At 61.1% G+C, this 26860-nt stretch carries 20 protein-coding genes; 13 read left to right on the top strand and 7 right to left on the bottom strand.

Features of this window, described 5'->3' with window-relative positions:
- The first annotated feature begins 23 nt into the window (after positions 1-23).
- From J3P93_RS24775 to J3P93_RS24760, 4 genes are all read left to right on the top strand, one after another.
- A complete protein-coding gene (locus tag J3P93_RS24775; protein WP_208938951.1) occupies positions 24-2336 on the top strand; it encodes a YgiQ family radical SAM protein in 2313 nt (770 codons plus the stop codon).
- Positions 2337-2807: 471 nt separating this feature from the next.
- Positions 2808-6101: a DUF2126 domain-containing protein gene (locus J3P93_RS24770; protein WP_434592918.1), complete on the top strand. Its 3294-nt coding sequence runs from the start codon at positions 2808-2810 to the stop codon at positions 6099-6101.
- 70 nt (positions 6102-6171) lie between these two features.
- Entirely contained in the window at positions 6172-8658 is a 2487-nt protein-coding gene (locus J3P93_RS24765; protein WP_434592915.1) for a circularly permuted type 2 ATP-grasp protein, read from the top strand.
- Positions 8658-9557: a transglutaminase family protein gene (locus J3P93_RS24760; protein WP_434592912.1), complete on the top strand. Its 900-nt coding sequence runs from the start codon at positions 8658-8660 to the stop codon at positions 9555-9557. Before J3P93_RS24765 ends, J3P93_RS24760 begins: the two co-directional genes overlap by 1 nt.
- Positions 9558-9758: 201 nt before the next feature.
- On the opposite strand, the gene J3P93_RS24755 is transcribed toward J3P93_RS24760, so the two are convergent.
- Both J3P93_RS24755 and J3P93_RS24750 read right to left on the bottom strand, forming a co-directional pair.
- Entirely contained in the window at positions 9759-9956 is a 198-nt protein-coding gene (locus J3P93_RS24755) for a hypothetical protein (RefSeq protein WP_332765198.1), read from the bottom strand.
- Between the two features lie 67 nt (positions 9957-10023).
- Entirely contained in the window at positions 10024-10611 is a 588-nt protein-coding gene (locus J3P93_RS24750) for a TIGR00730 family Rossman fold protein (protein WP_434592909.1), read from the bottom strand.
- A 339-nt stretch (positions 10612-10950) separates the two neighbouring features.
- Between J3P93_RS24750 and azu the strand changes: the two genes are divergently transcribed.
- Entirely contained in the window at positions 10951-11394 is a 444-nt protein-coding gene (gene azu, locus J3P93_RS24745; protein ID WP_093105336.1) for an azurin, read from the top strand.
- A gap of 115 nt (positions 11395-11509) precedes the next feature.
- Here azu and nadE read toward each other — a convergent pair whose 3' ends face one another.
- The 3 genes from nadE to J3P93_RS24730 form a co-directional block, all read right to left on the bottom strand.
- Positions 11510-12337 (bottom strand): ammonia-dependent NAD(+) synthetase, encoded by an 828-nt coding sequence (nadE, locus tag J3P93_RS24740; protein ID WP_434592905.1) that lies wholly within the window; start codon positions 12335-12337, stop codon positions 11510-11512.
- Positions 12338-12341: 4 nt separating this feature from the next.
- A complete protein-coding gene (gene pncB / locus J3P93_RS24735; RefSeq protein WP_434592902.1) occupies positions 12342-13565 on the bottom strand; it encodes a nicotinate phosphoribosyltransferase in 1224 nt (407 codons plus the stop codon).
- 214 nt (positions 13566-13779) lie between these two features.
- Complete coding sequence (locus J3P93_RS24730) at positions 13780-14679, bottom strand: LysR family transcriptional regulator (protein WP_208938944.1); 900 nt, start codon at positions 14677-14679, stop codon at positions 13780-13782.
- 163 nt (positions 14680-14842) lie between these two features.
- Between J3P93_RS24730 and amaB the strand changes: the two genes are divergently transcribed.
- From amaB to J3P93_RS24690, 8 genes are all read left to right on the top strand, one after another.
- A complete protein-coding gene (gene amaB / locus J3P93_RS24725) occupies positions 14843-16333 on the top strand; it encodes an L-piperidine-6-carboxylate dehydrogenase (protein WP_434592899.1) in 1491 nt (496 codons plus the stop codon).
- 90 nt (positions 16334-16423) lie between these two features.
- Positions 16424-17707, top strand: coding sequence for an L-pipecolate oxidase (gene amaA, locus J3P93_RS24720; RefSeq protein WP_434592897.1), 1284 nt, complete (start codon positions 16424-16426; stop codon positions 17705-17707).
- 368 nt (positions 17708-18075) lie between these two features.
- Entirely contained in the window at positions 18076-19209 is a 1134-nt protein-coding gene (locus tag J3P93_RS24715; protein WP_434592895.1) for a branched-chain amino acid ABC transporter substrate-binding protein, read from the top strand.
- A gap of 241 nt (positions 19210-19450) precedes the next feature.
- Positions 19451-20365, top strand: coding sequence for an ABC transporter permease subunit (locus J3P93_RS24710; RefSeq protein ID WP_016771918.1), 915 nt, complete (start codon positions 19451-19453; stop codon positions 20363-20365).
- Positions 20366-20368: 3 nt separating this feature from the next.
- Positions 20369-21673 carry a high-affinity branched-chain amino acid ABC transporter permease LivM gene (livM, locus tag J3P93_RS24705; protein ID WP_434592891.1) on the top strand — a complete coding sequence of 435 codons (1305 nt, stop codon included), beginning with the start codon at positions 20369-20371 and terminating at the stop codon, positions 21671-21673.
- The gene (locus tag J3P93_RS24700) at positions 21670-22542 is read left to right on the top strand and encodes an ABC transporter ATP-binding protein (protein WP_208938939.1); all 873 of its coding nucleotides are present in this window, start codon (positions 21670-21672) and stop codon (positions 22540-22542) included. The genes livM and J3P93_RS24700 overlap by 4 nt, the downstream gene beginning before the upstream one ends.
- The gene (locus tag J3P93_RS24695) at positions 22539-23255 is read left to right on the top strand and encodes an ABC transporter ATP-binding protein (protein WP_090280850.1); all 717 of its coding nucleotides are present in this window, start codon (positions 22539-22541) and stop codon (positions 23253-23255) included. The genes J3P93_RS24700 and J3P93_RS24695 overlap by 4 nt, the downstream gene beginning before the upstream one ends.
- Positions 23256-24094: 839 nt before the next feature.
- A complete protein-coding gene (locus tag J3P93_RS24690; RefSeq protein ID WP_434592887.1) occupies positions 24095-24859 on the top strand; it encodes an SDR family oxidoreductase in 765 nt (254 codons plus the stop codon).
- Between the two features lie 93 nt (positions 24860-24952).
- On the opposite strand, the gene J3P93_RS24685 is transcribed toward J3P93_RS24690, so the two are convergent.
- The gene (locus J3P93_RS24685; protein ID WP_434592884.1) at positions 24953-26086 is read right to left on the bottom strand and encodes an AGE family epimerase/isomerase; all 1134 of its coding nucleotides are present in this window, start codon (positions 26084-26086) and stop codon (positions 24953-24955) included.
- Positions 26087-26283: 197 nt separating this feature from the next.
- A complete protein-coding gene (locus tag J3P93_RS24680; protein WP_434592881.1) occupies positions 26284-26856 on the bottom strand; it encodes a HupE/UreJ family protein in 573 nt (190 codons plus the stop codon).
- Positions 26857-26860 lie beyond the last annotated feature (4 nt).

Here is a 26860-nt window from a genome sequence, read left to right as displayed (position 1 = left end):
TCACTTCAACACCGGTCGTCGACATGCAAGCAGCCAAGCCGTTATTTGACTATCCAAAATATTGGGCCGAATGTTTCGGACCAGCGCCATTCCTGCCAATGAGCAGGGAGGAGATGGATCAGCTTGGCTGGGATTCGTGCGACATCATCATTGTTACCGGTGATGCCTACGTCGATCACCCGTCGTTCGGCATGGCGATCATTGGCCGGCTGCTGGAGTCGCAAGGCTTCCGCGTCGGGATCATTGCCCAGCCGAACTGGCAGTCCAAAGACGACTTCATGAAGCTTGGCGAGCCGAACCTGTTCTTCGGGGTTGCGGCGGGCAACATGGACTCGATGATCAACCGCTACACCGCGGACAAGAAAATCCGTTCCGACGACGCCTACACGCCCGGCGGCATGGCCGGCAAGCGTCCGGACCGCGCGAGCCTGGTTTACAGCCAGCGCTGCAAGGAAGCCTACAAGCACGTGCCGATCGTGCTCGGCGGCATCGAAGCCTCGCTGCGCCGCATCGCCCACTACGACTACTGGCAGGACCGCGTGCGCAACTCGATCCTGATCGACGCCAGCGCCGACATTCTCCTGTACGGCAACGCCGAGCGGGCCATCGTCGAAGTCGCCCAGCGTCTGTCCTACGGCCACAAGATCGAAGACATCACCGATGTGCGCGGCACTGCGTTCATCCGTCGTGACACGCCGCAAGGCTGGTACGAAGTCGATTCCACGCGCATCGACCGTCCGGGCAAGGTCGACAAGATCATCAACCCGTACGTCAACACCCAGGACACCCAGGCTTGCGCCATCGAGCAAGAGAAAGGTCCGGTTGAAGACCCGCAGGAAGCCAAGGTCGTGCAGATCCTGGCCAGCCCGCGCATGACCCGCGACAAGACTGTGATCCGTCTGCCGTCGATGGAAAAAGTCCGTAATGACCCGGTTCTGTATGCCCACGCCAACCGCGTGCTGCACCTGGAAACCAACCCGGGCAACGCCCGTGCGCTGGTGCAGAAGCATGGCGAGATCGACGTCTGGTTCAACCCGCCGCCGATTCCGATGACCACTGAAGAAATGGACTACGTGTTCGGCATGCCATACGCCCGTGTTCCGCACCCGGCGTACGGCAAGGAGAAAATCCCGGCCTACGACATGATCCGTTTCTCGGTGAACATCATGCGTGGCTGCTTCGGCGGCTGCACTTTCTGCTCGATCACCGAGCACGAAGGCCGGATCATCCAGAACCGTTCCGAAGAATCGATCATTCGTGAAATCGAAGAGATCCGCGACAAGGTTCCGGGCTTCACCGGGGTCATTTCCGACCTCGGCGGGCCGACCGCGAACATGTACCGCATCGCCTGCAAGAGCCCGGAGATCGAATCCGCGTGCCGTAAGCCGTCGTGCGTGTTCCCGGGCATTTGTCCGAACCTGAACACCGACCACTCGTCGCTGATTCAGCTGTACCGCAGCGCCCGTGCGTTGCCGGGTGTGAAGAAGATCCTGATTGCGTCCGGCCTGCGTTACGACCTCGCGGTGGAGTCGCCGGAATACGTCAAGGAGCTGGTGACTCACCACGTCGGCGGCTACCTGAAGATCGCCCCGGAGCATACCGAGGAAGGCCCGCTCAACCAGATGATGAAACCGGGCATCGGCAGTTACGACAAGTTCAAGCGCATGTTCGAGAAGTACACCAAGGAAGCGGGTAAAGAGCAGTACCTGATCCCGTACTTCATCGCGGCGCACCCGGGCACCACCGACGAAGACATGATGAACCTCGCGCTGTGGCTCAAGGGCAACGGCTTCCGCGCCGACCAGGTGCAGGCGTTCTACCCGTCGCCGATGGCCACTGCCACCGCGATGTACCACTCGGGCAAGAACCCGCTGCGCAAGGTGACGTACAAGAGCGACGGCGTGACCATCGTCAAGAGCGAGGACCAGCGTCGTCTGCATAAGGCGTTCCTGCGTTATCACGACCCGAAAGGCTGGCCGATGCTGCGTGAAGCGTTGATCCGCATGGGCCGTGGCGATCTGATCGGCCCGGGCAAGGATCAACTGATCCCGGCGCATCAGCCGGCCACCGATAGCTATCAGAGCGCGCGTCGCAAGAACTCGACGCCGGCCGGCAGCCATAAAGTGGCGAAGGAAGGTAAAGAGAAGACCACCAAGATCCTCACCCAGCACAACGGCCTGCCGCCGCGTGCCAGTGATGGCGGCAACCCTTGGGACAAGCGTGAACAGGCCAAGGCCGCGGCATTCGCCCGCAACCAGCAGGCCGCCAAGGAACGCAAGGACGCCGCCAAAGGCAAAGGGCCGAAGCCGACGCGCAAACCGGTCGTACCACGCTAAAAGAAAACGCCAACCTTCGGGTTGGCGTTTTGCTGATCGTTCCCACGCTCCTGCGTGGGAATGCCTCAAGGGACGCTCTGCGTTCCAGCCGCTACTCGCAGTATTGTCGAACAGGGTTGTGACGCGGAGCGTCACGGGCTGCATTCCCACGCAGAGCGTGGGAACGATCAAAATGCGGTGAGCCCACTGGGCCCATCGCTGGCAAGCCAGCTCCCACAGGTTTCTCTGCGGTCAAAGAACGGTGGCCACTAAAGATCTCTGTGGGAGCTGGCTTGCCAGCGATGGGGCCCGCCCAGACACTTCCATCAATGACTGCCTGCCACAAATAGAAGCACACTCGCCAAACCATTTCCTCCCCTCGCCCGAGTTTGGTGCTGTACTGCCCTGAGCATTCCGCGAAAGTGCGCAAGCCTGTGCATGGCATAAGTCTTGCGCGCTTTCCAATACGCCCAGGCTCGCAGGAGGCACGCCGTGTCGATTCATGTCGCATTGCATCACGTCACGCATTACCGCTACGACCGCGCTGTCGAACTCGGCCCGCAGATCGTGCGTCTGCGCCCGGCTGCCCACAGCCGCACGCGGATTTTGTCGTATGCGCTGAAAGTCTCGCCCGAGCAGCATTTCATCAACTGGCAGCAGGACCCCCAGGGCAATTACCTCGCGCGTCTGGTATTTCCCGAGAAAACTCGTGAGCTGCGCATCGAGGTCGACCTGCTCGCCGAGATGGCGGTGTTCAATCCGTTCGACTTCTTCCTTGAGCCTTACGCCGAGAAGATCCCGTTCGCCTATGCCGCCGACGAGCGCAAGGAACTGGCGCCGTACCTCGAAACCCTGCCGCTGACGCCCAGATTCAAAGCCTATCTGGACGCCATCGACCGCACGCCATTACCGGCGGTGGATTTCCTTGTCGCGCTCAACCAGCGCCTGAGCGAGGACATCGGCTACCTGATCCGCATGGAGCCGGGTGTGCAAACTCCCGAGCACACCCTCGAACACGCCTCCGGTTCGTGCCGCGATTCGGCGTGGCTGCTGGTGCAGTTGCTGCGCAACCTCGGGCTGGCGGCGCGGTTCGTGTCCGGTTACCTGATCCAGCTCACTGCCGACGTGAAAAGCCTCGACGGCCCGTCCGGCACCGAGGTGGATTTCACCGACCTGCATGCCTGGTGCGAAGTGTACTTACCCGGTGCAGGCTGGATCGGTCTGGATGCGACGTCAGGGCTGTTCGCCGGTGAAGGGCATATTCCGTTGGCCTGCAGTCCCGATCCGTCCTCGGCGGCGCCGATCAGTGGCTTGGTGGAACCGTGTGAGTGTGAGTTCAGCCATGAAATGTCGGTTGAGCGCATCTGGGAAGCGCCGCGGGTCACTAAGCCTTATACCGACGAGCAATGGCGGGCGATCGAGGCGCTGGGCCGGCAGATCGATGCCGATCTGCTTGAAGGTGACGTGCGCCTGACCATGGGCGGCGAACCGACCTTCGTCTCCATCGACGACCCGGACGGCGCCGAGTGGAATACCGCCGCGCTGGGGCCGGCCAAACGCCGGCTTTCCGCCGAACTGTTCGAGCGCATGCGCACGCACTACGCGCCGCAGGGGCTGGTGCATTTCGGTCAGGGCAAGTGGTACCCCGGCGAGCAATTGCCGCGCTGGTCGCTCAATTGTTATTGGCGCCGCGACGGCGTGCCGATCTGGCACAACAACGCGCTGATTGCCGACGAGCAGCAAGACTACGGCGCGGACGGCGAACTGGCCGGGCGCTTTCTGGCGAGCGTCGCCGAGCGGCTGAAACTGCCGCCGCGTTTTGTCTTTCCGGCCTATGAGGACAATTTTTATTACCTGTGGCGCGAGGGGACTTTGCCGAGCAACGTCAGCGCCGAAGATTCGCGTCTGGAGGAGCCGCTGGAGCGCGCACGATTACGCAAGGTCTTCAGTCAGGGCTTGAACAAGGTGATTGGCCAGGTGCTGCCGCTGGCGCGTACTGCCAAGGGCGATCAATGGCAGAGCGGGCGCTGGTATCTGCGCGAGGAACATTGCCGTCTGGTACCAGGTGATTCGCCGCTCGGCTACCGTCTGCCGCTGGCTTCGCAGCCTTGGGTCAAGGCTGCCGAATACCCGTTCATTCATCTGCAGGATCCGAATCAGGACTTCCCCGAATTGCCAGATGCCGCGCAGCTCAACCGGCACGGCGAGCCTGCGGCCACTGATGAACGTGCGCCGAGTATCGACGAGTCCGCCGACTGGCTGACCCGCACCGCATTCTGCGCCGAGGCGCGTGAAGGGCGTTTGTACCTGTTCATGCCGCCGCTGGAGCGGGTCGAGGATTATCTTGAACTGGTCGCGGCCATCGAGGCCACTGCCGAAGAACTGCATTGCCCGGTGCTGCTGGAGGGCTATGAGCCGCCGAGCGATCCGCGCCTGAGCAACTTCCGTATCACCCCTGACCCCGGCGTGATCGAAGTCAACGTACAGCCCTCGGCAACGTGGAACGAGTTGGTCGAACGCACCGAATTCCTTTACGAGCAGGCGCGGCAAACCCGGCTGACCACCGAGAAATTCATGATCGATGGTCGCCACACCGGCACCGGTGGCGGTAACCATTTCGTGCTCGGTGGCGCGACGCCGGCGGACTCGCCGTTCCTGCGTCGCCCAGACCTGCTGCGTAGCCTGATCAGTTACTGGCACAACCATCCATCGTTGTCGTATCTGTTTTCCGGCCTGTTCATCGGCCCGACCTCACAGGCGCCGCGGGTCGACGAGGCGCGCAACGATGCGCTGTACGAGCTGGAAATTGCCTTCGTGCAGATGCCTGCCCCCGGCGAAGCCTGCGCGCCGTGGCTGGTTGATCGTCTGCTGCGCAATTTGCTCATCGACGTCACCGGCAATACCCATCGCGCCGAATTCTGCATCGACAAACTGTATTCGCCGGACGGCGCCACCGGGCGCCTCGGCCTGCTGGAACTGCGCGCCTTTGAAATGCCGCCGCATGCGCGCATGAGCCTGGCCCAGCAATTGTTGCTGCGAGCGTTGGTGGCACGGTTCTGGCGCGAGCCTTATGCACCGCCGAAACTGGCACGCTGGGGCACCGAACTGCACGACCGCTTCCTGCTACCGCACTTTATCGAGCAGGACTTTGCTGACGTCATTGTCGAACTCAACAACGCCGGGTATCCGGTGCGTGCCGAATGGTTCGCCGCGCACCTGGAATTTCGTTTTCCCAAGGTCGGCGATTATGCGGTCAACGGCATCGAACTCGAGCTGCGCCAGGCATTGGAGCCTTGGCATGTACTGGGCGAGGAGGGCGCGGCGGGCGGCGCGGTGCGCTATGTCGATTCATCGCTGGAGCGTTTGCAGGTCAAGCTCAAAGGCCTGCCACCGCAGCGCTATCTGCTGACCTGCAACGGCGTTGCGGTGCCGCTGCACCCGACCGGGCGCGTCGGTGAGTTCGTCGCCGGCGTGCGTTATCGCGCCTGGCAACCGGCCAACTGCCTGCAACCGACGATCCCGGTGCATGCACCGCTGGTGTTCGATCTGCTCGACACCTGGATGGGCCGTTCGCTGGGCGGCTGCCAGTATCACGTTGCCCATCCCGGCGGGCGCAATTACGAGACTTTGCCGGTCAACGCCAACGAAGCGGAGAGTCGGCGCATGGCGCGGTTTTTCCGTGTCGGACACACGCCGGGGAAACTTCCGACACCCCCTGTCGAAATCACTGACGAGTTGCCGATGACCCTCGATTTGCGACGTTTTCATGCCGTGCGCGACGAGTAGATTTTTCGTCTATCCGGGCGTCATGTGCCTGCGTTAGTCTGACCGTTCTTTGCTGTCTGCCGAGCTTTCCATGCCTGACCTGCTAGACCGCTACCCGCTGAATGCGGGCACTTATCACGAACTGCTCGACGCCAGTGGAGCGGTGCGCGCGCATTGGCAGCGGCTGTTCGATCAGTTGCAGCGCAGCACCCCGGCGCAGTTGATTCAGCGCCAGGCACTGCTGGCGCGGCAGATTCAGGAAAACGGCGTGACCTATAACGTCTATGCCGACCCCAAAGGCGCGGACCGGCCGTGGGAACTGGACCTGCTGCCGCATGTGATTGCGGCGGATGAATGGCAGCAATTGTCCGCCGGCATCGCCCAGCGCGCCCGGCTACTCAACGCGGTACTGGCCGACCTCTACGGCCCGCAACGGCTGATCAGCGCAGGGCTGCTGCCAGCGGAGCTGGTATTCGGCCACAACAACTTCCTCTGGCCGTGCCAGCACGTCGCAACCCCGGAACAGACCTTTTTACACTTGTATGCGGTGGACCTGGCGCGGACCCCGGACGGGCGCTGGTGGGTGACGGCTGATCGCACCCAGGCGCCGTCCGGCGCGGGGTATGCGCTGGAAAACCGCACCATCGTCTCGCGCGCGTTCCCCGAGTTGTACCGCGATCTCAAGGTGCAGCATCTGGCCGGTTTTTTCCGCACCTTGCAGGAAACCCTTGCGCGGCAGGCGCCATGTGACGATGACGCGCCGTTGGTAGTGCTGCTCACGCCGGGGCGCTTCAACGAAAGCTATTTCGAACATTTATACCTGGCTCGCCAGCTCGGCTATCCCCTGGTCGAGGGCGGTGATCTGACGGTGCGCGATGCCACGGTCTATCTGAAAACCCTGAGCGGCCTGCGCCGGGTGCACGCGATCATGCGCCGGCTTGATGATGATTTCTGCGATCCGCTGGAGCTGCGCACGGACTCGGCGCTTGGTGTGCCCGGCCTGCTCGAAGCGGTGCGGCAGGGCCGGGTGCTGGTGGGCAATGCGTTGGGCAGCGGGGTGCTGGAGTCGCCGGGGTTGCTCGGCTTCCTGCCGAAAATCAATCAATACCTGTTTGGTGAAGAGCTCATATTGCCGTCGATTGCCACATGGTGGTGCGGCGAAGCGCCGGTGCTCGCGCAGGCACTGGAAAAACTCCCGGAGCTGCTGATCAAGCCGGCGTTTCCCTCACAAAGTTTTGCCCCGGTGTTCGGTCGCGATTTGACTGAAGCGCAACGTCAGGAACTGGCCGCGCGCATGCAGGCCCGGCCGTATGCCTATGTGGCACAGGAACTGGCGCAGCTGTCCCAGGCGCCCGTCTGGCAAGCCGACGAAGGTCAGTTGCAGCCGCGGGCGATCGGCATGCGCATGTACGCGGTGGCCAGCGCTGATGGCTATCGGGTGCTGCCCGGCGGCCTGACCCGGGTCGCCGCCGAAGCCGATGCCGAGGTGGTGTCGATGCAGCGTGGCGGGGCGAGCAAGGACACCTGGGTGCTCGGTGACCGACCGCCGAGTGGCGAACAGTGGAAGAGCCAGCGCAATGTCGGGGTCCATGATCTGGTGCGGCGGGATCCGTACCTGCCGTCACGGGTGGTGGAGAATCTGTTCTGGTTCGGCCGTTATTGCGAGCGCTGCGATGACAGCGCGCGGCTGTTGCGGATCATGCTCGCCCGCCATGTCGATGGCGATGACCCGCAAGCATTGCAGGCCGCGGTCGATCTCGGCGAGCGGCTGTCGCTGCTGCCCGACGAAGGCGAATTGCCGGAACGCCTGCTTGCAGCCTTGCTCGGCGACGACTGGTCATTCAGCCTGCGTTCCAATCTGCAACGCTTGCAGTGGGCGGCGTCCCAGGTGCGCGGCAAGCTCTCGCGGGAGAACTGGCAGGCGCTGGTCGAATTGCAGCGCGAAGCGATGGAACTGGAGACCGATGAGCCGGACTTTGCCGAATTGCTGGATTTCCTCAACCGTCTGGTGATGTCGCTGGCGGCGCTGTCCGGTTTCGCCCTGGATGACATGACCCGCGATGAGGGCTGGCGTTTCTTGATGATTGGCCGGCGCATCGAGCGTCTGCAGTTTCTCAGCAGCAGCCTCGCCGCATTTTTGCGCGGCGCCGGGGCCTATGATCAGGCCGGGCTGGAATGGCTGCTGGAACTGGGCAACAGCAGCATCACCTATCGCTCACGCTATCTGGCCGTGGCGCAGTTGATTCCGGTGCTCGACTTGCTGCTGCTCGATGAGCAAAACCCGCACGCGGTGCTGTTCCAGCTGAAGCTGGTGACGCGCACGCTGAAACGCCTGAACGATGATTTCGGCGCGCCACGGGAGGCCGGCCTGGCGAAACTGGTCGAGCGTCTGGCGCGGTTCGATCTGGGCTGCCTGGAAAATCCGTTGTTCGGTGAGTCCAGCGTGCGCGCCGCGCTCGAGGGGCTGGCCGATCTGCTGCAGGACATCGCCGAAGCCAGCGGCCAGGTTTCCGATCGCCTGGCACTGCGGCATTTCGCTCATGTCGATGATGTCAGCCAGCGCACGGTGTCCGTCTGATGAATGCTCGCTACCAGATCTTCCATGACACCTGTTATCACTACGACAGCCCGGTTTCGCTGGCGCAACAACTGGCGCATCTGTGGCCGCGTGAATGCGCCTGGCAGCGCTGCACTGAGCAGCAACTGCTGATCAGCCCGGAGCCCACGACACGTCGTGATGAGCGGGATGTGTTCGGCAATCCGCTGACCCGTCTGGCGTTCGAGCGCCCGCATGACCAACTGCAGGTCGGCGCACGGCTGACCGTCGAGGTACTGGCGCGGCCGGCGCTGGATTTCAACCAGTCGCCTGCCTGGGAACGGACCCGCGACGAGCTGACCTACAGCAGCCAGCCGTTGCCCGCCGATGTGCTCGAAGCGTGCCGTTATCGGTTCCAGTCGCCTTACGTACATCTGAAACGCAGCTTCGTTGAGTTTTCCCACAGCTGCTTTCCGCCCGGCCGCCCGTTGCTGTTGGGCGTGCAGGACTTGATGGAGAAAATCTTCAGCGAATTCACTTTCGATGCCGAGGCGACCCAGGTGGCGACGCCGCTGGTGGAAGTGCTGGAGCGCCGGCGCGGGGTCTGTCAGGACTTTGCGCACTTGATGCTCGCGTGTGTGCGCTCGCGAGGGCTGGCGGCGCGCTACGTCAGCGGTTATTTGCTGACTCAACCGCCACCGGGACAGCCACGGCTGATCGGCGCTGATGCTTCGCATGCCTGGGTGTCGGTGTTCTGCCCGGTGCTGGGCTGGGTGGATTTCGATCCGACCAACAACGTGCAACCGGCGCTGGAGCACATCACGTTGGCGTGGGGGCGGGATTTCTCGGATGTCTCACCGCTGCGCGGGGTAATTCTGGGGGGCGGCAATCATGACCCGGAAGTGAGTGTCACGGTGATGCCGCTGGATGAATGCTGGTGAACCCTGTGGGAGCGGGCTTGCCCGCGATGACGGAGTGTCTGTGACGATGTTTTCGGATGTGCCGCCGCCATCGCGGGCAAGCCCGCTCCCACAAGGTTTCAATTGAATTCTGAAAGGTCAGGGCTGTGAGGGCCGGCAGCAGAACCGCCAGCCCTGTCACAAATCCGCAGGGTTTGATGCGCTGATCAAACCCGGTGGGGCTCAGGCGTCGGGCGCCTGGTCTTTCGGTGCATCGGGTGCATCGGGTGCATCAACATCATCTTGCGTCGCCACTTCACCGTCAGGGTTCAGTGCCGCTTCTTCAGCGGTTTGTTTCTTGCGCTGAAGCTTTTCCTCTTTCTTCTGTTCCTTTGCCAGGTCTCGTTGACGTTTGGCGAAGGAGTAATTGGGTTTGGCCATGGGCGATCCTCTAGGTCGAAGGTGAGGTTGAGCGGCGCGTATTCTGCCCTGTATCGGTGCCCGAGGGTTAACCGGGTTTTTGGTCAACCCACTTGGGCGTGACGGTCGGTTGCCACTGATCGAGGGCGTCGAGCAGGGAATCCGGCGATTCGCTCACTTGCAGCATGTCACGGTGTGGCGCGCGAACGAAGCCTTCGCCGACGATATGGTCGAGAAAAGCCGTGAGTTTGCTGTAGAAAGCGTTCACTTCCAGCAGGCCGAGCGGCTTGGGATGGTAGCCGAGCTGGCCCCAGGTCCAGACTTCGAACAGCTCTTCGAGCGTGCCGAGGCCACCGGGCAGGGCGATGAATGCATCGCTGAGGTCGGCCATCCGCGCCTTGCGTGCGTGCATGCCGTCGACCACTTCCAGACGCGTCAGGCCTTTGTGGCCGATTTCCTTGTCCATCAGGCTTTGCGGAATGATCCCGATGACTTCACCGCCAGCGGCCAGGGCCGCATCGGCGACAATGCCCATCAAACCCACGGCACCGCCGCCGTAAACCAGCGTCAGCTGCCGTCCGGCCAATGCTTGGCCGAGGGCCACGGCGGCTTCGCTGTAAGCCGGATCAGCGCCCGCATTGGCACCGCAAAATACACAAACGGATTTCAGAGACATGCCTTACTCCTGAGTCGATCCGTCACAGGGTAATGGCTGGCACGCCTCGAACCAAGGGCTAAACTTCGCGCTCAGGCGATTCGAACGTGCCGCTGGCGCCACAGGCGTAGGCGGCAAGCAAACTGCGTAACAGACCGTTGATGAACATGATCGTACTCCGTCTCGGTTGATGGGCCGATCATAAGTGGGGCCGCCTGAATTGGCCGTTAGATTGTGTCCATGAGTGTCATAGCCTGAAAGTTGTATACAATTTTTGACACAAGTCATAGGAACTTGCGAAGATTTCAGGCAGTCTTTCCACCACTAGTGCTTTTGTTAACCCTGCCTTGGAGATTCACCATGTTTTCCAAAGTTGTTGCGGTATCCCTGCTGGCGCTGGCCAGCAGCCAATTGATGGCCGCCGAGTGCAAAACCACCGTTGACTCCACCGATCAGATGTCCTTCAACACCAAGGAAATCGTGATCGACAAGAGCTGCAAGACATTTACCGTCGAGCTGACTCACTCTGGCAATTTGCCGAAGAACGTCATGGGCCATAACCTGGTGATCAGCAAAGAAGCTGACATGCAGCCGATCGCTACCGACGGCCTGGCAGCGGGTATCGACAAGAACTACCTGAAGGAAGGCGATGCACGCATCATCGCGCATACCAAGATCATCGGCGCCAAGGAAACCGACTCGCTGACTTTCGACGTGTCGAAAGTGGCGGATGGCGGCTACGGTTTCTTCTGCTCGTTCCCGGGCCACATCTCGATGATGAAAGGCACCATCGTCGTCAAGTAATCCCGTGGGAGCGAGCCTGCTCGCGAAGAAGCCATCAGCCTCACAGAAATATTGATGACCAAAGAAAGCCCGCTGAGGATCACTCCCCAGCGGGCTTTTTCATGCACTCACAAGATCAAGGCGCAAACGGCATGACCCGCTTGTGATGCGTCTTGTTGTACGTATCGACAATGATCTTCGCCGCCTCGTCGCGCACGGTTTTGCCGTGCAGAAACGCATCGATCTCGGCATAGGTCACGCCATGCGCCGCCTCGTCCGGTTTGCCCGGCGAGAGATCTTCCAGGTCCGCCGTCGGCACTTTCTCGACCAGCGACTCCGGTGCACCAAAGCTACGGGCAATTGCGCGAACCTGATTTTTCACCAGACCGCTGAGCGGGGCGAGGTCACAAGCGCCATCGCCAAACTTGGTGAAGAAACCCATCACCGCTTCCGCCGCATGGTCGGTACCAATCACCAGACCGCCCGCCACACCGGCAATCGTGTACTGCGCAACCATGCGCATGCGCGCCTTGGTGTTGCCCAGCACAAAATCCACCGACGCCGCCGGCTTGCCTTCAAACGCACCCACCTGCGCGGCCAGCGCCTTGACCGCCGGGCCGATGTTCACGGTTTGGATTTCGTCCGGGGCGATGCAGTCGAGCGACGCCTGGGCGTCGTGCTCGTCGAACTGGGTTTCGTACGGCAGGCGTACGGCAATGAATTTGTAGCCAGTGTCACCGGTCTTCTCGCGCAGCTCACGCATGGCGCGCTGGGCCAACAGGCCGGCAGTCAGCGAATCGACACCGCCGCTGATGCCGAGCACCAGTGTCTTGAGCCCGGAATTGACCAGGCAATCCTGAATGAACGTCAGGCGCCTGGCGATTTCGGCCTGCAGGGCCTGATCATCGGCGAATGGCGGTTGCACCTTGAGCTGCTCAGCAATCTCGCGCTGTACGGCTTGCATGAATTCACTCCTTGCTAGATAGACTGGAATCGGCAGGAACCTGGAACACGTGTCGCAAATAGGCGACGAAATTCGGGTCTTTGCAGTGGGTCTTGCCTGGCTCGTCGGAGATCTTCGCCACCGGCTGGCCGTTGCAGGCGGTCATTTTAAGCACGATGCTCATCGGTTCGACACCCGGAATGTCACAGGTGAAGTTGGTACCGATGCCGAAGCTCACATTAATGCGACCGTGCAATGCGCGGAAAATCTCCAGCGATTTTGGCAGCGTCAGACTGTCGGAAAACACCAGGGTCTTGCTCATCGGGTCGATGCCGAGCTTGTGGTAGTGGGCGATGCATTTTTCGCCCCAGGCCACCGGATCGCCGGAGTCGTGGCGCAAACCGTCGAACAGCTTGGCGAAGAACAGATCGAAATCGCCGAGGAAAGCATCGGTGGTGATGCAGTCGGTGAGGGCGATGCCAAGCAGGCCGCGGTACTCGCGGACCCAGCAATCGAGCGCGGCGATCTGGCTGTCGATCAGACGCGGACCAAGTTGCTGGTGCGCCATGATCCACTCATGGGCCATGGTGCCCAGTGGTTTCATGTCCAGCTCGCGCGACAGGTGCACGTTGCTGGTGCCGACGAAGCGACCGGGGAAGTCGTGCTTGAGGACATTGACCACTTCGGCCTGCACACTATAGGAGAAGCGCCGGCGGGTGCCGAAATCGGCGACTTGCAGCTGCGACAATTCGTCGGGCGAGGCGTTGGCGCTCAGCCAGTCGAACTTGCGGTACAGCTGCTCGCGCGCACGTTCCAGCGACATGTCGTGATAGCGATGGCGGTTGCGCACCTCGCTGACAATCGCCAACAGCGGCACTTCATAGAGGATCACATGCAACCACGGCCCGCGCAGGCGGATGAACAGTTCGCCGTTCTCGATGCCGGTTTGCACGTAGCGCAGATTGAAGCGAAACAGCCCGAGAAAACGCAGAAAGTCCGGCTTGAGAAAGCTGATGCGTTCAAGGAAATTCAGTTGATCGCCGCTCAGGCTGGTTTCGGCCAGGCGCTCGATCTGAAAGCGGATCTCGGCCAGATACGGGCGCAGGTCCTCGCTGTTACGGCAGCGGAACTCCCATTCGACCTCGACGTTGGGGTAGTTGTGCAGCACCGCCTGCATCATCGTCAGTTTGTAGAAGTCGGTGTCGAGCAGGTTCTGCACGATGCGATCGGCAAACACACTCTCGCTCATAACGGGGTCTCCAGGTGCGCCGCGCCGTGGCGCGGTCTATATCGATGGCGCTAGTGGCGCATATCAGGTGCAAGCATTGCCAGCGATTTTTCATCTCACCGCAAAACCTTGTGGGAGCGAGCTTGCTCGCGAAAGCGGTGCATCAGCCAGATACCGGCTGACTGACCGGACGCCTTCGCGAGCAAGCTCGCTCCCACAGGAATCGAAGGCAACTTCAGGTTGGGCTATCAATCTGCTCCAGCATCCACTTCACGAAATCCCGCACTTTGGGCACTTCCGCTGCGTGTTCCGGATACGCCAGGTAATAGGCATCCGTGCTGGGCATTGCATGCGCCCATGGAATGACCAGTTTGCCGTCGGCCAATTCCTCTTCCACCAGAAAGCGTGGCAACAGCGCCACGCCGCAGCCGACTTGCGCTGCGCGGATGCACATATAAAAGGTTTCGAAACGCGGCCCGTGATAGCTGTGTTCGGTCTGGTAACCCTGGCTGTCGAACCAGTCGTGCCACGCTTGCGGTCGCGAGGCATTTTGCAGCAGGACCAGATCGGTCAGTTGCGTCGGATCAGTAAACGGCGTGTCCGGCAGGCTGCCAGGTGCGCAGACCGGCACCAGCTCCTCGCCGAACAGTTTCAGGCACTCGGTCCCCGGTCGCGCGCCCTGGCCGAAATAGAACGCCAGATCGCTGCGCCCTTGCAGCAGATCGTCCGCCTCCTGCTCGTTGCACAGGTCCAGATGGATCGACGGATGGCGCAGGCGCCAGCCTTTCAGGCGCGGCACCAGCCAGCGGGCGCCGAAGGTCGACGGCGTGGAGACGCGCAGGACTTCGGTTTCGCCGCCGTATGAACGCAGGTAATGCGTCGACATCTCGACCTGGGTGAGGATTTTCCTCACTTCCACCAGGTACAAATCCCCGGCCGGGGTCATCTGCAAGCGCCGACGCACGCGGCGGAACAACAAATGCTGTAACAACTCTTCAAGCTGCGCGACCTGTTTGCTCACCGCGCTCTGGGTCAGGTTCAGTTCTTCCGCGGCGCGGGTGAAACTCAGGTGTCGGGTCACGGCCTCGAAGCACTGCAACGCGGTGATCGAGGGCAAGTGGCGTTTGTTCAGCATGGCCAGTCCTTTTCTTGTCTTTCTATGCTCAGCATGAATAAACGGAATGATATCTGGCGTAAAGGTCGTTTGTTGCCGCCGTGATTGAACGCTACAACTAAGGGCCTGCCCGGTCGCGAAAAGGCGACCGCACACATTCAGTTTTTCGCTTGAGGAGTGACCCATGGTTGCCGCATTGCTTGATCGTCTCGGTGTGAACCCGGCCCTGTATCAGAACGGCAAAGTGCCGGTGCATTCACCGATCGACGGCAGCCGCATCGCGGCGGTGAACTGGGAAGGTGCGGCGGAAGTCGAGCAGCACATCAGTCGCGCCGATCATGCATTCGAACAATGGCGCAACGTGCCGGCCCCGCGTCGCGGCGAGCTGGTGCGCCAATTTGGTGAAGTGTTGCGCGAATACAAGGCCGACCTCGGTGAGCTGGTGTCGTGGGAAGCAGGCAAGATCACTCAGGAAGGCCTGGGCGAAGTGCAGGAGATGATCGATATCTGCGATTTCGCCGTCGGCCTGTCGCGTCAGTTGTACGGTTTGACCATCGCTTCCGAGCGCCCGGGCCATCACATGCGCGAAACCTGGCATCCGCTCGGCGTGGTCGGGGTGATCAGTGCGTTCAACTTCCCGGTCGCGGTGTGGGCGTGGAATACCACCCTGGCGCTGGTCTGCGGCAATCCGGTGGTATGGAAACCCTCGGAGAAAACCCCGCTGACCGCGCTGGCCTGTCAGGCCTTGTTCGATCGCGTGGTGAAGAATTTCAGCGATGCGCCGGCGAGCCTTTGCCAGGTCATCATCGGTGGCCGCGATGCCGGTGAAGCGCTGGTCGATGACCCGCGTGTCGCCCTGATCAGCGCCACCGGCAGCACCCGCATGGGCCGCGAAGTGGCGCCCAAGGTCGCCGCGCGCTTTGCCCGCAGCATTCTCGAACTGGGTGGCAACAACGCGATGATCCTCGGCCCGAGCGCCGATCTGGACATGGCCGTGCGTGCCATTCTGTTCAGCGCTGTCGGCACCGCCGGGCAGCGTTGCACCACGTTGCGCCGGCTGATCGCCCATGAGTCGGTGAAAGACGAAATCGTCACTCGCCTCAAAGCCGCATATTCGAAAGTGCGTATCGGCCATCCATTGCAAGGCAATCTGGTCGGCCCGCTGATCGACAAGCACAGCTTCGAAAACATGCAGGACGCGCTGGAGCAGGCGCTGAGCGAGGGCGGTCGGGTGTTTGGCGGCCAGCGTCAACTTGAAGAGCAGTTCCCCAACGCCTACTACGTGTCGCCGGCCATCGTCGAAATGCCCGAGCAGAGCGACGTGGTCTGCAGCGAAACCTTCGCGCCGATTCTCTACGTGGTCGGCTACAGCGACTTCGAGGAAGCCCTGCGCCTGAACAACGCGGTGCCGCAAGGCCTGTCGTCGTGCATCTTCACCACTGACGTGCGCGAGGCCGAACGATTCATGTCGGCGGTCGGCAGCGATTGCGGCATTGCCAACGTCAACATCGGCCCGAGCGGTGCGGAAATCGGCGGCGCGTTCGGTGGTGAAAAGGAAACCGGCGGCGGCCGCGAATCCGGCTCCGACGCCTGGCGCGCCTACATGCGCCGGCAGACCAACACGGTCAACTACTCGCTGGAGCTGCCTTTGGCGCAGGGCATTACATTCGATTAAGCAGCGGCAAGCATCAAGTCCCAAGCTACAAGCAGATCGGCTTGCTGCTTGTAGCTTGAAGCTTGCAGCTGCTCCGACAGGAGCTTGGCAATGCCGTTACGCGAAGAATGTCTGTGGGAAATGCTCACGCCACAACGCCCGGATCACGCCGCGCTCAGGGGCGAGGTCAAGGTCGATGTCTGCGTGATCGGCGCCGGGTTCACCGGGTTGTCGGCGGCGCTGCACTTGCTGGAAAAAGGCAAAAGCGTCTGCATTGTCGAGGCCCATCGCGCCGGGCATGGCGGGTCTGGGCGCAATGTGGGGCTGGTCAACGCCGGCCTGTGGATTGCACCGGACGAGATCGAAGCCGGTTTTGGCGAGGCGGTCGGCAGCCAGCTCAACCGCATGCTCGGTGCGGCGCCGGCGCTGGTGTTCAGCCTTGTGGATAAATACCGCATCGATTGCCAGTTGCGTCGCGAAGGCACTTTGCACATGGCGCATAACGCCAAGGGCGAGGCCGACCTGCGCAGTCGCGAACAACAATGGCAGCGCCGAGGCGCGCCGGTCGAACTGCTGACCGGCAAGGCCTGCGAGCAAGCTACCGGTACGCAGAAAATCGCCGCCGCGCTACTCGATCGTCGCGCCGGCACGCTCAACCCGATGGCGTATGTGACCGGGCTGGCCAATGCGGTGCTCGGGCTTGGCGGGCAGATGTTCGATCATTCGCCGGTCACCCGCCTCGAACGCGTCGGCCAGCAATGGTCGGTGCAGACTGCGCAGGGTTCGGTGTTCGCCGAGCAAGTGGTGATCGCCTCCAATGCCTACACCGAAGGCGACTGGACCGAGCTCAAACGCAACTTTTTTCCCGGTTATTACTATCAGGTCGCCTCCGTCCCGCTGAGCGAAGACGCTGCACAGGAAATTCTGCCCGGCGGGCAGGGATCGTGGGACACCCGCCAGGTATTGAGCAGCATCCGTCGCGACAAGGAAGGGCGGTTATTGCTCGGCAGCCTCGGCAATGGCAATCAGAAACCGACCTGGTTTCTCAAGGCCTGGGCCGACCGGGTGCAGCAGCATTACTTCCCCAATCTGAAGCCGGTCGAGTGGGAATGCACCTGGACCGGGCGCATCGCGTTTACCCCCGATCACCTGATGCGCCTGTTCGAACCGGCACCGGGACTGGTGGCCGTCACTGGCTACAACGGCCGTGGCGTCACCACCGGCACTGTGGTCGGCAAAGCCTTCGCCGACTATTTGTGCAACGGCGACCCGCAGGCACTGCCAATTCCCTTTGCACCGATGCAGCCCTTGGCCGGCGTCGGCTTGCGCAGTTGCCTGTATGAGGCCGGATTTTCGCTGTATCACGCGGGCCAGTGCCTGCGCATCGTCATTTGAGTGTTGAAATTTGTTGCCGGAAGCGGCGCTTTTGAATCGAGCGACTAGCCTGTAATGGTGCGGGTTGTAGCAGTCCCGCACCAGCAGTGTGCAGTTCGGTGACGCGGGCTGTTACAGGCTGGTTGCACATCGTTTGCCGCTGCGGTTGCAATGATGGCGCACGCAGGTTGCGCCTGAAAAAAACAATGGTTTCACCTTCCGCGGTTTAGACGGTTGCACGCCCAATGAAAATGGGAACGAAACAGTCGAAATAACAAGAAAGCAGCGACTTTTTGAAGAATAAAAAACCGCTGGCACGGGCCTTGCTCTGAGCTTTGAGTGAAGTGAAGTCGCAGTGCCAACTAAAAAAAACCTTGGAGCACCACCTCATGTCCCAGACGTTTTACAAGAAAGGCTTTCTGGCCCTCGCAGTAGCTGCTGCGCTGGGTGTTTCTGCGTTTGCTCAAGCTGATATCAAGATCGGTGTAGCGGGTCCAATGACGGGCGCCAACGCGGCGTTTGGCGAGCAGTACATGAAAGGGGCACAGGCAGCGGCTGACGCCGTCAACGCGGCGGGCGGCGTCAACGGGGAGAAAATCGTGCTGGTCAAGGGCGATGACGCCTGCGAGCCGAAGCAGGCCGTGACGGTCGCCAAGGACCTCACCAACCAGAAAGTCGCCGGCGTGGTCGGTCACTTCTGCTCTTCTTCGACCATTCCAGCCTCGGAAATCTACGACGAAGCCGGGATCATCGCGATCACTCCGGGTTCGACCAACCCGCAAGTCACCGAGCGTGGCCTCAGCGCCATGTTCCGCATGTGCGGGCGTGACGACCAGCAGGGTATCGTCGCCGGCGATTACATCGTCGACATGCTCAAGGGCAAGAAAGTCGTCGTGCTGCATGACAAGGACACCTACGGCCAGGGCCTGGCAGACGCCACCAAGGCTCAGCTGGAAAAACGCGGCGTCAAGCCAGTGCTGTACGAAGGCCTGACCCGTGGCGAGAAAGACTTCAGCACCATCGTTACCAAGATCCGTGGCGCCGGTGCCGACGTCGTCTACTTCGGCGGTCTGCACCCGGAAGCCGGTCCACTGGTTCGCCAACTGCGTGAACAAGGTCTGAAGGACGTCAAGTTCATGTCCGATGACGGCATCGTGACCGACGAACTGGTGACCACCGCTGGCGGTCCGCAATTCACCGATGGCGTGCTGATGACGTTCGGCGCCGACCCGCGCCTGCTGCCAGAAAGCAAAACCGTGGTGGATGCTTTCCGCAAGGCCGGCACCGAGCCTGAAGGCTACACCCTGTACGCCTACGCCTCGGTCCAGACCCTGGCAGCGGCATTCAACGGCGCGAAGAAAAACGACGGCGAAGCGGCGGCGAAGTGGCTGAAAGCCAACCCGGTGAAAACCGTGATGGGCGAGAAGACCTGGGATGCCAAGGGCGACCTGAAAGTCTCCGACTACGTGGTTTATCAGTGGGACAGGGACGGCAAATACCACCAGCTGGAAAAACAGAAGTAAGGGCTGAGGTGACCAGTCGGCTCACTTGAAGCCCTGTGGGAGCGGGCTTGCCCGCGATGGCGTCAGGTCAATCGACACACAGGTTGGCTGATCCACCGCTATCGCTGGCAAGCCAGCTCCCACAAGGTTCAGTGGTGATCGAACTGTTCACACTCCGACATTGCTCCGACGTAAATCTGTATTTTTCCTAGAAGAACCGCGCGCCCAGGGTGCGCAGGTTCTCACTGCGTGAGATTGCGTTATGGATGGTATTTTCCTGCAGCAACTGGTCAACGGCCTGACCCTCGGGTCGGTCTATGGCCTGATCGCCATCGGCTACACAATGGTCTATGGCATCATCGGCATGATCAACTTCGCCCACGGCGAGGTTTACATGATTTCTGCTTACCTGGCAGCAATCAGTCTGGCTCTGCTGGCTTACTTCGGTATCGAATCCTTCCCGCTGCTGATGCTCGGCACTCTGATCTTCACCATCGTGGTTACGGCGGTGTATGGCTGGGTCATCGAGCGCGTCGCTTACAAACCCCTGCGCAACTCCACTCGACTGGCACCGCTGATCAGCGCCATCGGTATTTCGCTGATTCTGCAAAACTATGCACAGATCGCCCAGGGCGCCAAACAACAGGGCGTGCCTACCCTGCTGACCGGTGCCTGGCGTGTCGAAGTCGGGACCGGCTTCGTGCAATTGACCTACACCAAAGTCTTCATCCTGATCGCCGCGTTTGTCGGCATGGGGCTGCTGACCTACGTCATCAAATACACCAAGCTCGGCCGTATGTGCCGCGCAACCCAGCAAGACCGCAAGATGGCCTCGATCCTCGGGATCAATACCGACCGGGTGATTTCCTATGTGTTCATCATCGGTGCAGCCATGGCGGCACTGGCCGGCGTGCTGATCACCATGAACTACGGCACCTTCGACTTCTATGCCGGCTTCATCATCGGCATCAAGGCATTCACCGCAGCGGTACTCGGCGGGATCGGTTCACTGCCCGGCGCGATGCTCGGCGGGATCATCCTCGGCATCTCCGAGTCGTTGTTCTCCGGCCTGGTCAACTCCGACTACAAAGACGTGTTCAGCTTCTCGCTGCTCGTACTTGTTCTGGTCTTCCGACCGCAAGGTCTGTTGGGCCGTCCTCTTGTGTCGAAGGTGTAAGCGATGTCTTCAACAACCACTGAAAAATCCATCGATATCAAAAAAAGCCTGGTCGAGGCGATTCTCGCCGGCCTGATTGCCCTGATCGTGTTCGGACCGATTGTCGGCGTGGTGCTCGACGGCTACAGCTTCAATCTGGAATCGACCCGGGTGGCCTGGATCATTGCCATCGTCATGGCCGGCCGCTTCGCCCTCAGCCTGTTCCTGCAAACGCCCAAGGGCCTGAAGATCCTCGACAGCTTCGAAAGCAGCGGCTCCGGCGTGCACGTGCTGCCGCCGGATTACAAGTCGCGGCTGCGCTGGATCATCCCGCTGCTGATCGTGCTGGCGATCATCGTGCCGTTTGTTTCCAACTCCTATTTGCTGGGTGTGGTCATTCTCGGACTGATCTACGTCCTGCTGGGGTTGGGCCTGAACATCGTGGTCGGTCTGGCCGGTCTGCTCGATCTGGGTTACGTGGCGTTCTACGCCATCGGCGCCTATGGCCTGGCGCTGGGTTACCAGTACCTCGGTCTGGGTTTCTGGACGGTGCTGCCATTGGCGGCGATCACCGCGGGCCTTGCCGGTTGCATCCTCGGTTTCCCGGTGCTGCGCCTGCACGGCGACTACCTGGCGATCGTGACCTTGGGCTTCGGTGAGATCATTCGTCTGGTGCTGAACAACTGGCTGTCGCTGACCGGCGGCCCGAACGGCATGCCGGCGCCACTGCCAACGTTCTTCGGTCTGGAGTTCGGCAAGCGCGCGAAGGATGGCGGGGTACCTTTTCACGAGTTCTTCGGCCTTACCTATAACCCGGATGTGAAGTATTACTTCATCTACGCAGTGTTGTTCCTCGTGGTATTGGCCGTGCTGTACGTCAAACATCGTCTGGTGAAAATGCCGGTCGGTCGCGCCTGGGAAGCGTTGCGCGAAGATGAAATTGCCTGCCGTTCGATGGGCCTCAATCACGTGCTGGTCAAGCTCTCGGCGTTCACCATCGGTGCGTCGACGGCGGGTCTGGCCGGGGTGTTCTTCGCCACCTATCAAGGCTTCGTCAACCCGACTTCGTTCACCTTCTTCGAGTCGGCACTGATCCTCGCCATCGTCGTGCTTGGCGGCATGGGCTCGACCATCGGTGTGGTGATCGCCGCGTTCGTGCTCACCGTCGCTCCGGAACTGCTGCGTGGCTTCGCTGAATATCGCGTGCTGCTGTTCGGCATCCTGATGGTGCTGATGATGATCTGGCGTCCACGCGGGCTTATCCGCATCAGCCGCTCCGGGGTCAAACCACGCAAAGGTGCCATTCACTACGAGAGGGCTGCGCCATGAGTGAAGTCGTACTCTCCGTTGAAAAACTGATGATGCACTTCGGTGGTATCAAGGCCTTGAGCGATGTCAGCCTGAAGGTCAAACGCAACTCGATCTTCGCTTTGATCGGCCCCAACGGTGCCGGCAAAACCACGGTGTTCAACTGCCTGACCGGTTTCTACAAGGCGTCGGGCGGCAAGATCGAACTGAACGTGCGCGGCCAGCAGACCAACGTCATCCAGTTGCTGGGCGAGTCGTTCAAACCGACCGACTTCGTCTCGCCGAAATCCTTCCTCAGTCGCCTGTACTACAAGATGTTCGGCGGCACCCATCTGGTGAACCGTGCGGGTCTGGCCCGAACGTTCCAGAACATTCGCCTGTTCAAGGAAATGTCGGTGCTGGAAAACCTGCTGGTGGCCCAGCACATGTGGGTCAACCGCAACATGCTCGCGGGCATCCTCAATACCAAGGGCTACCGCAAGGCCGAGAGCGATGCGCTGGACTGCGCGTTCTACTGGCTGGAAGTGGTCGACCTGGTCGACTGCGCCAACCGCCTCGCCGGGGAGTTGTCCTACGGCCAGCAACGTCGTCTGGAAATCGCCCGGGCCATGTGCACGCGGCCGCAGATCATCTGTCTCGACGAGCCGGCCGCCGGCCTCAACCCTCAGGAAACCGAAGCGCTGAGCGCGATGATCCGGCTGCTGCGCGACGAGCATGATCTGACCGTGGTGCTGATCGAACACGACATGGGCATGGTGATGAGCATTTCCGACCACATCGTGGTACTGGACCACGGCATCGTGATTGCCGAAGGCGGGCCGGAAGCGATCCGCAACGACCCGAAAGTGATCGCGGCCTATCTGGGCGCCGATGAAGAGGAAGTGGCATGACCGGACCCATCCTCGAACTGAAAAACCTCGATGTGTTCTACGGCCCGATCCAGGCGCTCAAGGGCGTTTCGCTGCAGATCAACGAAGGCGAGACCGTCAGCCTGATCGGCTCCAACGGCGCCGGTAAATCGACCTTGCTGATGTCGATTTTTGGCCAGCCACGCGCGGCGGGCGGGCAGATTCTGTACCAGGGCGTCGACATCACCCACAAGTCATCGCACTACATCGCTTCCAACGGCATTGCGCAATCGCCGGAAGGGCGGCGAGTTTTCCCCGACATGACCGTCGAGGAAAACCTGCTGATGGGCACTATCCCGATTGGCGACAAATACGCCAAAGAGGACATGCAGCGCATGTTCGAGCTGTTTCCACGGCTCGAAGAGCGGCGCACCCAGCGGGCGATGACCATGTCCGGAGGCGAACAGCAGATGCTCGCCATCGCCCGGGCGTTGATGAGCCGACCGAAGTTGTTGCTGCTCGACGAGCCGAGCCTGGGGCTGGCGCCGATCGTGGTGAAGCAGATCTTCGCAACGCTGCGCGAACTGGCGAAAACCGGTATGACGATCTTCCTCGTCGAGCAGAATGCCAACCATGCGCTGAAGCTGTCTGACCGCGCCTATGTCATGGTCAACGGCGAAATTCGCCTGTCCGGCACCGGTAAAGAGCTGCTGGTGAATGAGGAGGTGCGTAACGCCTATCTGGGCGGGCACTGATTAATCACAAGTTGTCTACAAACCCCGACACGCAAATGTCGGGGTTTTTTTATCTCTTGAATCCATCACAACCCCTGTGGGAGCTGGCTTGCCAGCGATAGCGGTTCATCATTCAACCTGATGCCGGGCGTGCCGGCCTCATCGCTGGCAAGCCAGCTCCCACAGGTAAAGCAATGCCCCTCAGCAGGATTGTGGAAAACAAATCCACCAAGCTGCCAAAGCGCGACATATAGACGCTGCAAACGCCTGTTTTTCCACGGTTTTGACTTGTCCCCGTTTGCTGTGGAGCTGGCTGTGAATAACGTGGGTGTAGTCGGCTGAAGGCCTTGTATGACGGGGCTTGTAGGCGATTGATCGTTTTTTGATCGGGTGATTTTGAGGGAGCGGCAAGCGCCATTGTCAACCCTTTTATTGTGCCGCGAGCACGGCCTCTCTGCTGCACGCATGCCTGTGGATAAGTCTGTGATTAAACTCTGGAAAGACTTCGCCAAGGGCCGTCAGCACTGGCCTTGCGCAATCACTGCGCTGAGCGCTCTATCGTGAAGAATGCCCTGTCCGGCATAACTGGTACTGTCGGGTCAAGCAAAAAACTTTCTGTTTCGCCCGCAAAGCCTTGTGTGCCGCGGCTTTGCGCATTTTCACTTGCCCCCGGAAACTGTGGAACGGACTGTGGATAACATGCGTGTATATGGCTGCAGGCCACGCTGGCCGTGGTGTCGACAGGTTTGGTTGTTTTTTATACAGCTTATGGCAGTTGCCCCTAAAAGCGCGGGCGGGCATGCTGCCTGCTGATTTTCTATTCCAAGGGCTGCTGCGGTGGCCGAAGCAAGGAGAACACGATGTCCAACACCCTGTTTATCACCGGCGCGACCTCCGGTTTTGGTGAAGCCTGTGCCCGTCGTTTTGCCGAGGCTGGCTGGAAACTGGTGCTGACCGGCCGTCGTGAAGAACGCCTCAATGCGCTGTGCGCCGAGCTTTCGAAGCAGACCGAAGTGCACGGTCTGGTGCTTGATGTGCGTGATCGCCAAGCGATGGAGGAGGCAATCGCAAACCTGCCACCGTCGTTCGCCACCCTGCGCGGCTTGATCAACAACGCCGGGCTGGCCCTGGGTGTCGACCCGGCGCCGAAGTGCGATCTGGATGATTGGGACACCATGGTCGACACCAACGTCAAAGGCCTGATGTACGCCACGCGCCTGTTGCTGCCGCGCCTGATCGCTCACGGCCGCGGCGCTGGCATCATCAACCTTGGCTCCATCGCCGGTAACTACCCCTATCCGGGCAGCCACGTGTATGGCGCGACCAAGGCCTTCGTCAAGCAGTTCTCGCTGAACCTGCGTTGCGACTTGCAGGGCACTGGCGTGCGGGTCAGCAACATCGAGCCGGGGCTGTGTGAAAGCGAGTTTTCGCTGGTGCGTTTCGCCGGTGATCAGGAGCGCTACAACGCGACCTACGCCGGTGCCGAGCCGATCCAGCCGCAGGACATTGCCGAGACAATCTTCTGGGTGATGAATACGCCGGCGCACATCAACATCAACAGTCTCGAGCTGATGCCGGTGAGCCAGACCTGGGCCGGGTTTGCCATCGAGCGGAACAAGGTCTGACACCGCGCTGAAGCCATTCGCGAGCAGGCTCGCTCCCACAGGGGAACGCATTCCAATGTGGGAGCGAGCCTGCTCGCGAAAGCGATCTATAGGTCAGCGCAGATATTCAGCCAGACCGCTATAGCAAGTTGCCAAGTGATACGGCGTGGTGGAAGGCATGTCCTTGCGACTGACTTCTCCCTGCGCATCCCGACACTCATACCAACCGCCGGCATGCAGAAACCGCTGCTGCAACGCCTGCAGTTGGCGCAGCACCGCCGCTTCACTGTCCGGGCGCAGTGTCAGCGCACGCAAGTATTCCGCCTGAGCCCAGATCCGCTGAGTCGAATCCCGTGGCCGGCCGTTGCTTTCCAGATCAAGCATGGCGCGCACCGCACCGCAGGCTTCCAGCACACCGTATTGCTCGGTAAAGGCAAAAGCGCGATCCAGCGCCCGGTGCAATTTCGAATCGCATAGCAGCGGCGAGGATTGCAGCAGGAAATACCATTCGAATTGATGGCCCGGTTCGTACCAGTTATCCACAGCGCCGAGCGGCTTCTCCATCAACACGCCATATTGCGGATCGACGAAGTGCTTGTGCATGGCTGTGCATAACTCAAGCAGGTCCTTCTGCGTCTGCGCGTCTTCGCGCACGGCCAGCGTCGCGAGGAACGCTTCGGCCAGATGCATCAACGGGTTTTGCAGCGGGCCGGTTTGCAGGCTGATCCAGTCGCGATCGAGACACGCCTCATACAAACCATCGCCGGTGGCGAAGCGACGGCCGATGATTTCCAGCGCGGCATTCAAGGTCGACTCGACCAGCGGATCAGCGGACTTTGCCCAGTAATGCGCGCAGGCGAACAGGATGAAGGCGTGGGTGTAGAGGTCCTTGCGCTGATCGAGCGGCTTGCCTTGGGCATCAATGCTGTAGAACCAGCCGCCGTGCTCGGCATCGTGAAAGTGCCGTTGCAGCGAACGGAACAGCGCCGCTGCGCGTACTTCAGCGTTATCCACAACCCCGATCAGGCTGGAAAACAGGTACAGCTGCCGCGCGCAGGCCATGGCCCGATAGCGTTGCACGGGCAGCGGTTGCTGTGCGGCGTCCAGCGCCTCGTACGGCAACGCCATGTCGGCATTCCAGCCCGGCTCTTGCCACAGCGGCACGATGACATGCAGAAAATGCTGCTGCACCTCGGCAAACAGGGCGGTCAATTCAGGCAGGGCGGTGGAGCGGCAAGCGTGGGGCATGGGCGGGCGTCACGGGCTGGGGCGATTGCGCGACATGGTAGCAGAGAGGCAGCCTTTAAAGGTTTGGTGTCTGATCGGCCGTCATCGCTGGCAAGCCAGCTCCCACAAGGATATTGGGTGTTCGCACAATTGTGGACTTACCCAATAACCTGTGGGAGCTGGCTTGCCAGCGATGAGGCCGGCTCAGGCGATAGAGATTAGCCGGCCAGCAACCACACGCCAGTCGCCGCCGACGCCGCACCCGCCAGCCGCACTAACGGTGCAGCAGCTTGAGGCAAGAAGCGCACTACGGCATAACCCGTGGCATGCAACGCTGCGGTAGCAGCAACGAAACCGGCCGCATACGCCCACGGGCTGCTCATCTCCGGCAGTTCCAGCCCGTGCGCCACGCCATGGAACAACGCAAACAGCGCAGTCGCGGCCACCGCCATGACCAGCGGCGGACGCACCGCCAGCGCTACCGCCAGACCCAGCGCCAGCACCGACGCGGCAATGCCGCTCTCCAGCGCTGGCAATTGCAGCCCTTCAAAACCCAGCACGCCGCCGAGCAGCATGGTGCCGACAAACGTGCACGGCAGCGCCCAACGTGCCGCGCCTTGCTGTTGCGCCGCCCACAAACCGACGGCGAGCATCGCCAGCAAATGATCGAGGCCGCCGATCGGGTGGCTGACGCCTGCGATCAGACCGCTGTCGCCGTGGCCGGGATGGGCAAAGGCCAGCGCCGGGGTCAGCAGCAGCGCAACGGCGCCAAGAATGCGTTTGAGTGTCATGGAT

The organism is Pseudomonas sp. R3-57, assembly GCF_051132065.1.
GTDB lineage: Bacteria > Pseudomonadota > Gammaproteobacteria > Pseudomonadales > Pseudomonadaceae > Aquipseudomonas.
Note: the sequence above shows the minus strand (reverse complement) of the source record. Positions and strands in the feature narration are given on the sequence as shown.